Below are 11,623 nucleotides of genomic sequence, written 5' to 3'. Positions count from 1 at the left end.
GACTTTACCGGTTTAGTGACGACTGCCAGAGTGCGGAACCAGCCATCCCACTCGTGCTCTTCCGTCCCCGAACGGAGCTGGTGCAAATGAACCGCCGCACGAAACTCGCCGGAAGTCTCTTCGCCGCCGCTTTGCTGGCCGCGGGCTGTACCGGGAGCGGAGGCACGTCGAAGGGCGCGGACGCCAAGGCCCCTGTCGACCCGGACAAGGTGACCGGCACGATCACGGTCCTCACGCACCGGACCGACCTCGTGCAGGACGGCACGATGAAGAAGTACGCCGCCGAGTTCAACAAGACCTATCCGAAGGTCGAGGTCGAGTTCGACGCCCTCACGGACTACGAGGGCGAGGTCAAGATCCGGATGAACACGGAGAACTACGGCGATGTGCTGATGATTCCCGCCGTGATCAAGAAGAGCGACTACCCCAGGTTCTTCGCGTCCCTCGGCACCGAGACCGAGCGCGCGAAGAAGTACCTGTTCACCGACTTCACCACGGTCGACGGCAAGGTCTACGGGCAGAGCCCGATGGGAGCGCTCCCCGGCTTCCTCTACAACAAGCGGGTCTGGAAGGAAGCCGGGATCACCGACTGGCCCACCACCCCCGCCCAGTTCATCGACGGACTGAAGGCCGTCAAGTCCAGGACCGACGCGATCCCGTACTACACGAACTTCAAGGACATGTGGCCGCTGACGAACTGGACGTACGTCGACGGCGCGGTCAGCTGCGACCCGCGGGCGACGTCCAGGCTCGCCGCGGGCGACCCGTGGGCCGAGGGCGAGGACCTGCGCGTCGGCGACACCATGCTGTACGACATCGTGCGCGGCGGACTGATCGAGAAGGACCCGACGACCACCAACTGGGAAGCATCGAAGCCCAAGTTGGCCAAGGGCGACATCGCCACGATGTGGCTCGGCTCCTGGGCGATCACCCAGTTCCGGGCGGCGGCGAAGCAGGCCGGCACGAACCCGGACGACATCGGGTTCATGCCCTTCCCCGCCCAGAAGGACGGAAAGCACTGCGCGACCATGTCGCCGGACTACAACCAGGCCGTCAACGTCAACTCGGACCACAAGGAAGCGGCCCGCGCCTGGATCGACTGGTTCACCGACAAGTCCGGCTACGCGGCCGACAACCTGACCCTCTCGCCGGTCAAGGGCGCCCCGCTGCCCGAGGTGCTGCAGCCGTACGAGGACGCGGGCGTGAAGCTCATCGAGCTCGACGACGCCAAGGGCGCGGCGGTGAAGGAGATCGACAACCAGTCCGAGGTCGGCATCTACAAGCCCGACTACCGCCAGGACCTCGTCGACCTCGCCCGCGGCGCCAGGAAGGGCAGCCTCGACGACTTCCTGGGCGACCTGGGCAGGCGCTGGGAAGAGGCGCGGAAGTCCTCGGGGTCCTGATGACGGACACCACCGAGAAGGCGGCGCGGCCTGAGGAGGCCGCGCCCGCCGCCCGCACGGCACGCGCCCGGGTTCCGCGCCGGCTGCGTCTGAGGAGGGGCCTGACCCCGTGGCTCTTCCTCGCCGCCCCGCTGGTCCTGCTGATCACGTTCACGTACGCGCCGGTCGCCAACATGGTCGCGTACAGCTTCACCGACTGGGACGGCGTGAGCCCCGAGCTCAGCTACACGGGCGCCGACAACTACGTCGAACTCTTCACCCGCCCCGAGCTGTTCGAGGTCTTCTTCGTCAGCGGCTACTACCTGGCCGCGTCCGTGATCCAGATAGTGGTCGCGCTCTACTTCGCGACGGTCCTGAGCTTCAACGTGCGCTTCCGGAACTTCTTCAAGGGCATCCTCTTCTTCCCGTATCTGATCAACGGGGTCGCGATCGGCTTCGTCTTCCTCTACTTCTTCCAGGACGGCGGCACCCTCGACTCGGTGCTGAGCCTCTTCGGTGTCCACTCCGACCGCGCCTGGCTGGGCACCCCGGTCTCCGCGAACGTCTCGCTGGCCGGCGTCTCCGTCTGGCGCTACATGGGCCTGAACTTCGTCCTGTTCCTCGGCGCCGTCCAGTCCATCCCGGGGGAGCTGTACGAGGCCGCCGAGCTGGACGGGGCGAACCGCTGGCACCAGTTCCGGTACATCATCGCGCCCGGCATCAGGCCCGTACTCAGCCTGACCGTCATCCTCTCCATCTCCGGCTCGCTGTCGGCCTTCGAGGTGCCGTTCATCATGACCGGCGGCGCGACCGGCACCGAGACCTTCGTCATCCAGACGGTGAAGCTGGCCTTCCAATTCAACAAGACGGGGCTCGCCTCGGCGGCCGCGGTCGTGCTGCTGCTGATCATTCTGGCGGTGACCTGGGTACAGCGACGCCTGGTCCCGGACGACAAGGTGGATCTCGTATGAGCGGCGGAGGTATGACCCTCGGAGGAAAGACCCGCGGAGGTGCGACCCGCAGAGGCATGACCCGCGGACGCGTGGCCCGGACCCTCACCTACCTGTCACTGGTCGTCGCGAGCGTGGTCGTCCTGCTCCCGCTCCTCGTGGTCCTCCTCACCTCCCTCAAGTCCGAGAAGGAGATGGCGAACGACAGCGGGGCGCTCCAGCTCCCGGACGACCTGCTGAACCTCGACAACTACGTGACGGCGTTCCAGGACGGCCGGATGCTCTCCGCGTTCGGGAACACCGCGTTCATCCTGCTGTTCTCCGTCACCGGCACGGTGATCATCGGGTCGATGGCGGCGTACGCGATCGACCGCTACACCTTCCGCTTCAGAAAGCTGGTCGTCGCGCTCTTCCTCGTCGCCACGCTCGTACCCGGCGTGACCACCCAGGTGGCGACCTTCCAGATCGTCGACAGCTTCGGCATGTTCGACAGCCGCTGGGCACCGATCGCGCTCTACATGGGCACGGACATCGTCTCGATCTACATCTTCCTGCAGTTCGTCCGGTCGATCCCGATCTCACTCGACGAGTCCGCCAGGCTCGACGGCGCGAACGCCTTCACGATCTACCGGAAGATCATCCTGCCGCTGCTGAAGCCCGCGATCGCGACAGTAGTCATCGTGAAGGGGATCACCGTCTACAACGACTTCTACATCCCGTTCCTCTACATGCCGTCCGAGGATCTTGGCGTGATCTCAACGTCCCTGTTCCGCTTCAAGGGCCCCTTCGGAGCCCACTGGGAGACGATCGCGGCAGGCGCGATCCTGGTGATCATGCCGACGTTGATCGTCTTCCTGTTCCTGCAGCGCTACATCTACAACGGCTTCACGAGGGGCGCGACGAAGTAGGCCGCCCCGTCAGGGGCGACCTACAAGGGGCGCGGGGAACTGCGCGACCAGCCACAACGGTCCCGCAGCCGCCATGAGCCCTAGTCACCCACGGCGACCGGGCGACCCTCGTTCATTCCTGGGACTTGGCCTTGGCAGCCAGAGCCACCACCAGCACCGGCGTGACCTGCTCCACCTGCCAGGGCCGAGCCCCGTACCCGGCAAGCGCGCCCGCCACAGACTCCGCGTCCGCGGAAGCAGGCGGCTCCCAGCACACGCGCCGAACCGTGTCAGGAGTGATCAGGTTCTCCTGAGGCATGTTCAGCGTCTCCGCCAACGCGGAGACGGCGGCCCGCGCCGCGGACAGCCGGGCCGCGGCCACCGGGTCCTTCTCCGCCCAGGCCCGCGGCGGCGGAGGCCCGGTCACCGGCTGCCCCGGCTGCGGCAGCTCGGCGTCCGGCAGCTCCTTCGCACGGTCGACGGCGGCCTGCCACTGCTCCAGCTGACGCCGCCCCATCCGATGCCCGAATCCGTTCAGCGCGGCGAGCGCGTGCACGTTGGCCGGAAGTGAGAGGGCGGCTTCCACGATGGCCGCGTCCCCGAGCACCTTGCCGGGTGAGATGTCCCGGCGCTGCGCGACCCGGTCCCGGGTCTCCCACAGCTCCCGTACGACCGCCATCTGCCGGCGGCGGCGCACCTTGTGCATGCCGGACGTACGGCGCCACGGGTCCTTGCGGGGCTCGGGCGGGGGCGCCGAGGCGATCGCGTCGAACTCCTGGCGGGCCCACTCCAGCTTGCCCTGCCGGTCGAGCTCCTTCTCCAGCGCGTCCCGAAGATCGACGAGCAGCTCCACGTCGAGCGCGGCATAGCGAAGCCACGGCTCGGGCAGCGGACGCGTCGACCAGTCGACCGCGGAGTGTCCCTTCTCCAGTACGAAGCCCAGGACGCCCTCGACCATCGCGCCGAGGCCGACCCGCGGGAACCCGGCCAGCCGTCCGGCCAGCTCGGTGTCGAACAGGAGGCTGGGGACCATGCCTATCTCGCGCAGACACGGAAGATCCTGGGTGGCCGCGTGCAGCACCCACTCCACACCGGAGAGCGCCTCGCCGAGGCCCGAGAGGTCGGGGCAGGCGACGGGATCGATCAGTGCGGTGCCCGCGCCCTCGCGGCGCAGCTGCACCAGATACGCGCGCTGGCCGTAGCGATAACCGGACGCCCGCTCGGCGTCCACGGCCACGGGGCCGCTGCCGGCCTCGAACGCGGCGATCACCTCGGCGAGCGAGGCCTCGTCGGCGATGACGGGCGGAATTCCGTCGCGGGGCTCCAGCAAGGGGATCGGCGCCGGTTCGACGTCGTCCGGAGGAGCGCCTCCGGTGGTTCGCAGTGAACTGTCTGCTGCGGTCTCTTGGGCGTCGGTCACCTGTCAAGGGTATCTGTGTATGGACGACGCCCGTCGACGGAACGTTCCGTCGACGGGCGTCTGAGGGTCGTAAACCAGTCAGGTCAGTGAATCCTGAATCATCAGTGAATCCGGAATCAGTGGATGATCCCCGTCCGCAGGGCCACCGCGACCATTCCGGCGCGGTCGCCCGTGCCGAGCTTGCGGGCGATACGGGCGAGGTGGCTCTTCACGGTCAGCGCGGACAGGCCCATCGAGACGCCGATGGCCTTGTTCGACTGGCCCTCCGCCACCAGCCGGAGCACCTCGACCTCACGGCCGGACAACTCGCGGTAACCGCCCGGGTGGCTCGGGGAGCCCGGGGGGCGGCGGTGCATACGGGCGGCGGCCGAGCCGATGGGAGCGGCGCCCGGCCGGGTGGGAAGCCCGAGGTTCGTACGGGTGCCGGTGACCACATAGCCCTTGACGCCGCCCGCGAGGGCGTTGCGTACGGCGCCGATGTCGTCGGCGGCGGACAGGGCCAGGCCGTTCGGCCAGCCCGCGGCCCGGGTTTCGGACAGGAGGGTGAGGCCGGAGCCGTCGGGGAGATGGACGTCTGCGACACAGATGTCGCGGGGGTTGCCGATGCGGGGACGAGCCTCCGCGACGGACGAGGCCTCGATCACGTCGCGAACACCGAGCGCCCACAGGTGGCGGGTGACGGTGGAGCGCACACGGGGATCGGCCACGACCACCATCGCGGTCGGCTTGTTCGGGCGGTAGGCGACCAGGCTTGCGGGCTGCTCGAGGAGAACGGACACCAGGCCTCCTGGGGTGGGGGACGGGAGCACCGGCTGTGGGGATGAAGCCGGGACGAACCGTGCTTTCAAGGTCACAGAGGTCTTCGGCACCAAACCCGTCCGCCTTTAGAGAATGATCACGATTTGGTGAGTAACAATGCGTGCAATTCGGACGGGCGATCGATCATCCGAAGATCGAAACGAGTTCGCTCCGCTTCGTTACGCGGCTGAAAGTGGTCGTATCGACAAAAGGGCAGAAGCGTTCGCGCGCGGAACGGGGCGCTCCGGAGAGGGCCCGAACCCCCGAACCACAGCGACCCGAGCCCTCAAACCCCAAGAAAAAGTGCCGTGTTCGCGCGATGTGATCCGGACAGTGGTCCCACGCACGGGTGTCTCTCCCTGCGCGAAGGCTCTGTTCCCCTTAATCTTCCCCGCATGGCTGCGGCTCAAGGACGACTGTCGGACGGCGCTGGCGGAATGGACGACCCGAAGGAGGGGGAGCGGGATGCGATGGAGGCGGCTCCGCTGCCGTTCCGGGCCGCTGTCGACGCGTTGAGGGCCGCGCGGCTGCGGCCACAGATCGAGATCGACCCGACGAAGCCGCCGCAGCGGCTCGCCCCCTTCACCTACGCGCTGGAGGCCACGGTCGTCGACGGCGACGAGGATCTGGCGGACGGCCGGCTCGTCCTGCTCCACGATCCGGCGGGACACGACGCCTGGCAGGGCTCGTTCCGTCTGGTGACCCTGGTCCGCGCGGAGCTGGAGGCGGAGATGGCCACCGACCCGCTGCTTCCCGAGGTCTGCTGGTCCTGGCTGACCGGCGCGCTCCAGGCCCGCGGCCTCTCCTACGGCGAACCCAGCGGCACGGTCACCCGGGCCGGCTCCCACTACTTCGGCGGCCTCGCGGACCGGCCGGCCAACTCCCAGATCGAGATCCGCGCCTCCTGGACACCCCGCGAAGGCCTGGGCGGTGTGCCCGACACGGCCTCCCATCTGGCGTCCTGGTGCGACCTCCTGGCCCAGATCGCCGGCCTCCCCCCGGCCGCCCCGGGCGACGCCTCCATCGTCAGCCTCCCGCAGCGCCGGGGCCCCCAGTCCCGCTGACCCGGACCGCCGCGCTCCTCTCCCGCTCTCCCGTGCCCACGTGCGGGTCCGGGGGGCGCGGCCGTACCCGGGATCGGGGGCCGCGCCGACCGTGGGAGACTTTTCGGCGTGAGCGCCATTGACCGCCCCAAGGGCCAGCAGCCGACAGCGACGTACGACTCCACCTTCCTCAAGGCGTGCCGACGCGAGCCCGTGCCGCACACGCCCGTGTGGTTCATGCGGCAGGCGGGGCGGTCACTGCCCGAGTACCTGAAGGTGCGCGAGGGCATCCCCATGCTGGAGTCCTGCACGCGGCCCGAGCTGGTCACCGAGATCACGCTCCAGCCGGTACGGCGGCACGACGTGGACGCGGCGATCTACTTCAGCGACATCGTCGTACCCCTGAAGGCCATCGGTGTCGACCTCGACATCAAGCCCGGTGTGGGTCCGGTCGTCGAGAAGCCGATCCGCTCCCGCGCCGACCTCGCCCAGCTGCGCGACCTGACGCCCGACGACGTCTCGTACGTCACCGAGGCGATCGGAATGCTCACGCGCGAACTCGGCCCGAAGCCTCTCATCGGCTTCGCCGGTGCGCCCTTCACGCTCGCCAGCTACCTCGTGGAGGGCGGGCCGTCCCGCAACCACGAGCACACCAAGGCGCTCATGTACGGCGACCCGCAGCTGTGGGCCGACCTGCTCGACCGGCTCGCTGACATCACGGCCGCCTTCCTCCGGGTGCAGATCGAGGCCGGGGCCAGTGCCGTCCAGCTCTTCGACTCCTGGGTCGGCGCGCTCGCTCCCGCCGACTACCGGCGCTCGGTCATGCCCGCCTCGACGAAGGTGTTCAAGGCCGTCGAGGAGTACGGAGTGCCGCGCATCCACTTCGGTGTCGGCACGGGTGAGCTGCTCGGGCAGATGGGCGAGGCCGGTGCGGATGTCGTCGGCGTCGACTGGCGTGTGCCGCTCGACGAGGCGGCCCGGCGTGTGGGTCCCGGCAAGGCGCTGCAGGGCAACCTCGATCCCGCGGTTCTCTTCGCCCCGACCGAGGCCGTCGAGGAGAAGACCCAGGAGGTTCTCGACGCCGCTGCCGGTCTGGAGGGGCACATCTTCAATCTCGGGCACGGGGTCCTGCCGTCCATGGACCCGGACGCGTTGACCCGGCTCGTGGACCACGTCCACACGCGCACGCTCCGCTAGGGCCCGGATTTCGGCTGCGGCCCGGTGGGGGCTTGTCGCGCAGTTCCCCGCGCCCCTATGGGGCGCGGGGGTGTGCTCGTCTTCCCCACAGGAGGCCTCGGGGTTCGGGTGGCGGTGTCGTGCCCGGGCGCAGGGGCCAGGCGAGGAGCATGCCTGTCAGGAAGCCGACCACGTGGGCCACGTACGCCACGGTGCCTGCCTCGGAGACGCCGGTGCCGGACGAGTACACCGCCTGGAGGACGAACCAGGAGCCCAGCACGATCCACGCGGGCAGGCGCAGCGGCAGGAAGATCAGGAACGGGACCAGGACCCAGACCCTGGCCTTCGGATAGAGCACCAGATACGCGCCCAGGACGCCTGCGATCGCACCCGACGCGCCGATCAGCGGGTCCCCGGAGTCGGCGTTGACGAGGGCGAAGCCGTACGCCGCCGCGTAGCCGCAGGCCACGTAGAACAGCGTGTAGCGGATGTGGCCGAGGCGGTCCTCTATGTTGTTGCCGAAGATCATCAGGAACAGCATGTTGCCGAGCAGGTGCAGCCAGCTGCTGTGCAGGAACATCGCCGTGAGGACCGACACCGGGGGCGACTTGTCGTAGCCGGGCGGGCCGACGACGCAGCCCACGCCCTGCGGGCCCACGCCCACGTCACCGGTGGGGACGGTCGTCGGCGTCTGGCCGTGGATCAGCTCCCGGGGCACCGCCGCCCAGTGGTCCAGGAACGCCTGGAGGTGGCACAGCTGGGCCGGGCCGCTCTCGCCCGTGATCGAGCTCGCCACACCCGGAGTGGCCAGGAACACCACGAAGTTGGCAGCGATCAGCGCGTACGTCACATACGGCGTGCGACGGACCGGGTTCACGTCATGGACGGGGATGACCACGGGGAAATTCTGCCCGGGTTCGGGGGACTCTGAACGGGAGCGCGGGCGTGTGCGTATGTCTCGGCAACCGTCGTGATCCAAGCAACACGTGAGGAACAGGTCAATGAACGACCGAGTCACTCAGCCCCTGATCGCCACGCCGGACGGAGAGGCGGAGCTTGCCCTCGTGGTCAGGCTGCCGTGGGAGGACGTGGCCGCGCTCGGCCAGGAGGCCGGTCGGCTGGCCGCCAGCATGCAGCGGCCGGTGACGTTGGACGAGGCGGTGAGCCATCGGCTGCGGAGCCGGCAGGCGGGGTCGCATGCGCGGCCTCAGCAGGCGCCGCCGATGCCGCCTTCGGCGGTGTCTGCGCCTGGGGTTTCGACGGTCTCGTCGCTGCCGCGGTCGCCCGGGGAGCAGGCTCGGCAGGCCATAGAGAAGATCAACGGGAACGGGTCGGCGCAAGGGGCTTGAGCGGGGTTGTTCGGCTGCGGGTTCGTGGTGGTTGGTCGTGCAGTTCCCCGCGCCCCTGGGTGGGCTGAGGTTGGGCCTCGACCGGCCGCCGGTGGGGGCTTGTCGCGCAGTTCCCCGCGCCCCTTATGGGGCGCTGCCTGCTCGCACCGCTACTACCGCCTTGCGGGCCGCTACCAGGATGGGGTCCCAGACCGGGGAGAACGGCGGGGCGTAGCCGAGGTCGAGGGCTGTCATCTGTTCGACCGTCATACAGGCGGTGAGGGCCACCGCGGCGATGTCGACGCGTTTGGCGGCGCCTTCCCGGCCGACGATCTGGACACCGAGGAGGCGGCCGGTGCGGCGCTCGGCGAGCATCTTGACCGTCATGGGGTCGGCGCCCGGGTAGTAGCCCGCGCGGCTCGTCGACTCGATGGTGACCTTCTCGAACCGGAGGCCCGCCCGGCGGGCGTCCTTCTCGCGCAGGCCGGTACGGGCGATCTCCAGATCGCAGACCTTGCTGACCGCCGTGCCGACGACGCCGGGAAACGTGGCGTAACCGCCGCCGACGTTCGCGCCGATCACCTGGCCGTGCTTGTTGGCGTGGGTGCCGAGGGCGATGTGGCGTTCGCGCCCCGAGACCAGGTCGAGGACCTCGACGCAGTCGCCGCCCGCCCAGATGTTCTCGTGCCCGCGCACCCGCATCGCCAGATCGGTCAGCAGCCCCCGGTGGTCGCCGAGCGGCAGCCCCGCGGCCTCGGCGAGCGCGGTCTCGGGCCGTACGCCGATCCCGAGGACCACCAGGTCCGCCGGGTACTCGACGTCCTCCGTCGCCACCGCGCGGACCCGGCCGTCGCCACCGGTGAGGATCTTGGTGACCTCGGCGTCGTTCACCATCGTGATGCCGAGGCCCTCCATGGCCTCGTGGACGAGACGGCCCATGTCCGGGTCGAGCGTCGACATGGGCTCCTGGCCGCGGTTGACGACCGTCACCTCGTACCCGCGGTTGATCAGCGCCTCGGCCATCTCCACGCCGATGTAGCCCGCGCCGATCACCACCGCGCGGCGGCCCGCCGTACGGGCCAGCGTGTCGAGGAGGGCCTGTCCGTCGTCGAGGGTCTGCACGCCGTGCACCCCGGGCGCGTCGATGCCGGGCAGCTGCGGCCGCATCGGATGGGCGCCCGTCGCGAGCACGAGCTTGTCGTACGACGTCCACTCCTCGGCCCCGGACTCCAGGTCACGGGAGCGTACGCGGCCGCCCTCGACGTCGAGTTCCGTGACCTCCGTACGCATCCGCAGGTCCATCCCGCGCCCTCGGTGCTCCTCCGGTGACCGCGCGATCAACTGGTCCCGGTCCGTGACGTCACCGCCCACCCAGTAGGGGATGCCGCACGCCGAGTAGGAGGTGAAGTGACCCCGCTCGAACGCCACGATCTCCAGCTCGTCGGGGCCCTTCAGACGGCGCGCCTGGGACGCGGCGGACATGCCCGCCGCGTCTCCTCCGACGACCACCAGGCGCTCTCGGGAACGGCTCGCACGGCTCATGCTCATACGAACACGCTACGGGGGTCCCGCATTTCGGTCCTGGTCGGGATCGCGCCGATTCGCTCGCGTCCGCTCAGTCCTTGTCGTCGCCCTCTCCCCGGACCGGCGGGGCCACCGGCAGCGAACCCGTGCCCGCGCCGCTCGGCGCCGCGGCGACCGGGCGGGCCGGCGTCCGGCCGCGCAGGAAACGCGCCCACAGGAACAGCAGCAGCGCGGTGCCGACCAGGAAGGGCAGGACCGCCCCGAGAGCCAGCGCGATCCAGCGGAACATGGTGACGAACGCGTCCCAGCCGCCCCCGAGCGCGTCCGCGAACCCCGGGTCGTCGTCCTCGACGACCTTCTTCACCGGCGTCTCGGACAGCGACAGGGTGATCGTGGCCAGGCTCGTACGGTCCTTCAGGGAGGCCTGCTGGGCCAGCAGCGACTCCAGGTCGGCCTGACGGGTGCTCAACTCGCCCTCAAGGGTGACCACATCGCTCAGCCGGGTCGCCTGGTCCATCAGCTCGCGGATCCGCACCACACTGGCGCGCTGCGACTTGATACGGCTCTCCACGTCGACGACCTGCTCCGTGACGTCCTCGGCCTTCGCCCTGCGGTCGAGGAGCTTGCCCGAGCCCTCCAGCTCCGTGAGGACCTCCTCGTACTTGTCCGCGGGCACCCGCAGGACGACTCGGGAGCGCTCGCGGCCCTTGGAGTCGCGGTCCGTGGTCTCGTTGCCGACCATGCCGCCCGCGTTCTCGACCACCGTGCGGGTCTCGGCGAGGGACTTCGGCACATCCTTGACCTGCACGGTCAGGGACGCGGTGTGGATGATGTGGGCGGTCAGCCTCGGTGCGGCGGCCTGCTCCTTCTTGCCGCTGCCCGCGTCGCTGTCGGCCGCGCCCGCGCCCGCCTCGTTCGCGCCCGGGGCGCCGGCGGCCTTGTTGGAATCCGAGCTCGCACCCCCGATGTCGTCCGCGCCCGTGCATCCCGTCAGGGCGAGGGCCGCGGCGAGGCACAGCGCCGAGAGGATCTGGACGGGTCGTGCGGACCGGTGCCTGGTCGTACCACTGCCACGCGTCTGCATATCGGCTTACCCCCGAGGGTGTCGTGATGAC

At 69.5% G+C, this 11,623-nt stretch carries 11 protein-coding genes; 6 read left to right on the top strand and 5 right to left on the bottom strand.

The window, feature by feature from the left end; translation table 11 throughout:
• The first annotated feature begins 86 nt into the window (after window positions 1-86).
• Genes JEQ17_RS12630 through JEQ17_RS12620 form a run of 3 tightly spaced genes read left to right on the top strand, consistent with a single transcriptional unit; the run spans window position 87 to window position 3,240 of the window.
• Entirely contained in the window at window positions 87-1,403 is a 1,317-nt protein-coding gene (locus tag JEQ17_RS12630) for an ABC transporter substrate-binding protein (RefSeq protein ID WP_200395356.1), read from the top strand.
• Window positions 1,403-2,353, top strand: coding sequence for a carbohydrate ABC transporter permease (locus JEQ17_RS12625; RefSeq protein ID WP_200395355.1), 951 nt, complete (start codon window positions 1,403-1,405; stop codon window positions 2,351-2,353). Before JEQ17_RS12630 ends, JEQ17_RS12625 begins: the two co-directional genes overlap by 1 nt.
• 56 nt (window positions 2,354-2,409) lie before the next feature.
• On the top strand, window positions 2,410-3,240 hold the full coding sequence (locus tag JEQ17_RS12620) for a carbohydrate ABC transporter permease (RefSeq protein WP_200395354.1): 831 nt from the start codon (window positions 2,410-2,412) through the stop codon (window positions 3,238-3,240).
• A gap of 112 nt (window positions 3,241-3,352) precedes the next feature.
• Here the strand turns inward: JEQ17_RS12620 and JEQ17_RS12615 are convergent, their stop codons facing one another.
• Together JEQ17_RS12615 and JEQ17_RS12610 are read right to left on the bottom strand one after the other, a co-directional pair.
• The gene (locus JEQ17_RS12615; RefSeq protein ID WP_200395353.1) at window positions 3,353-4,639 is read right to left on the bottom strand and encodes a ribonuclease D; all 1,287 of its coding nucleotides are present in this window, start codon (window positions 4,637-4,639) and stop codon (window positions 3,353-3,355) included.
• 116 nt (window positions 4,640-4,755) lie between these two features.
• Window positions 4,756-5,418 (bottom strand): response regulator transcription factor, encoded by a 663-nt coding sequence (locus tag JEQ17_RS12610; protein ID WP_055616736.1) that lies wholly within the window; start codon window positions 5,416-5,418, stop codon window positions 4,756-4,758.
• Window positions 5,419-5,874: 456 nt separating this feature from the next.
• Between JEQ17_RS12610 and JEQ17_RS12605 the strand changes: the two genes are divergently transcribed.
• The gene (locus tag JEQ17_RS12605) at window positions 5,875-6,501 is read left to right on the top strand and encodes a DUF3000 domain-containing protein (protein ID WP_055616735.1); all 627 of its coding nucleotides are present in this window, start codon (window positions 5,875-5,877) and stop codon (window positions 6,499-6,501) included.
• Between the two features lie 108 nt (window positions 6,502-6,609).
• Window positions 6,610-7,677 (top strand): uroporphyrinogen decarboxylase, encoded by a 1,068-nt coding sequence (gene hemE, locus JEQ17_RS12600; RefSeq protein WP_200395352.1) that lies wholly within the window; start codon window positions 6,610-6,612, stop codon window positions 7,675-7,677.
• A 55-nt stretch (window positions 7,678-7,732) separates the two neighbouring features.
• Here hemE and JEQ17_RS12595 read toward each other — a convergent pair whose 3' ends face one another.
• Complete coding sequence (locus tag JEQ17_RS12595) at window positions 7,733-8,554, bottom strand: rhomboid family intramembrane serine protease (protein ID WP_200395351.1); 822 nt, start codon at window positions 8,552-8,554, stop codon at window positions 7,733-7,735.
• Between the two features lie 103 nt (window positions 8,555-8,657).
• Between JEQ17_RS12595 and JEQ17_RS12590 the strand changes: the two genes are divergently transcribed.
• Entirely contained in the window at window positions 8,658-9,005 is a 348-nt protein-coding gene (locus JEQ17_RS12590) for a hypothetical protein (RefSeq protein WP_200395350.1), read from the top strand.
• 123 nt (window positions 9,006-9,128) lie between these two features.
• Here the strand turns inward: JEQ17_RS12590 and JEQ17_RS12585 are convergent, their stop codons facing one another.
• On the bottom strand, window positions 9,129-10,532 hold the full coding sequence (locus JEQ17_RS12585) for an FAD-dependent oxidoreductase (RefSeq protein ID WP_200395349.1): 1,404 nt from the start codon (window positions 10,530-10,532) through the stop codon (window positions 9,129-9,131).
• A 67-nt stretch (window positions 10,533-10,599) separates the two neighbouring features.
• Window positions 10,600-11,592, bottom strand: a complete 993-nt coding sequence (locus JEQ17_RS12580) for a DUF4349 domain-containing protein (protein WP_200395348.1) — start codon at window positions 11,590-11,592, stop codon at window positions 10,600-10,602.
• Window positions 11,593-11,623 lie beyond the last annotated feature (31 nt).

This window comes from Streptomyces liliifuscus, from assembly GCF_016598615.1.
GTDB lineage: Bacteria > Actinomycetota > Actinomycetes > Streptomycetales > Streptomycetaceae > Streptomyces > Streptomyces liliifuscus.
The sequence above is the reverse complement of the archived record's forward strand: the minus strand, read 5'-3'. Positions and strand labels throughout refer to the sequence as shown.

Bases quoted from the DNA above. Each gene is read 5' to 3' on its own strand.
- JEQ17_RS12630 (WP_200395356.1), top strand. From the start codon at position 87: ATGAACCGCCGCACGAAACTCGCCGGAAGTCTCTTCGCCGCCGCTTTG.
- JEQ17_RS12625 (WP_200395355.1), top strand. From the start codon at position 1,403: ATGACGGACACCACCGAGAAGGCGGCGCGGCCTGAGGAGGCCGCGCCC.
- JEQ17_RS12620 (WP_200395354.1), top strand. From the start codon at position 2,410: ATGACCCGCGGACGCGTGGCCCGGACCCTCACCTACCTGTCACTGGTC.
- JEQ17_RS12605 (WP_055616735.1), top strand. From the start codon at position 5,875: ATGGACGACCCGAAGGAGGGGGAGCGGGATGCGATGGAGGCGGCTCCG.
- JEQ17_RS12590 (WP_200395350.1), top strand. From the start codon at position 8,658: ATGAACGACCGAGTCACTCAGCCCCTGATCGCCACGCCGGACGGAGAG.
- JEQ17_RS12585 (WP_200395349.1), bottom strand. From the start codon at position 10,532: ATGAGCATGAGCCGTGCGAGCCGTTCCCGAGAGCGCCTGGTGGTCGTC.
- JEQ17_RS12580 (WP_200395348.1), bottom strand. From the start codon at position 11,592: ATGCAGACGCGTGGCAGTGGTACGACCAGGCACCGGTCCGCACGACCC.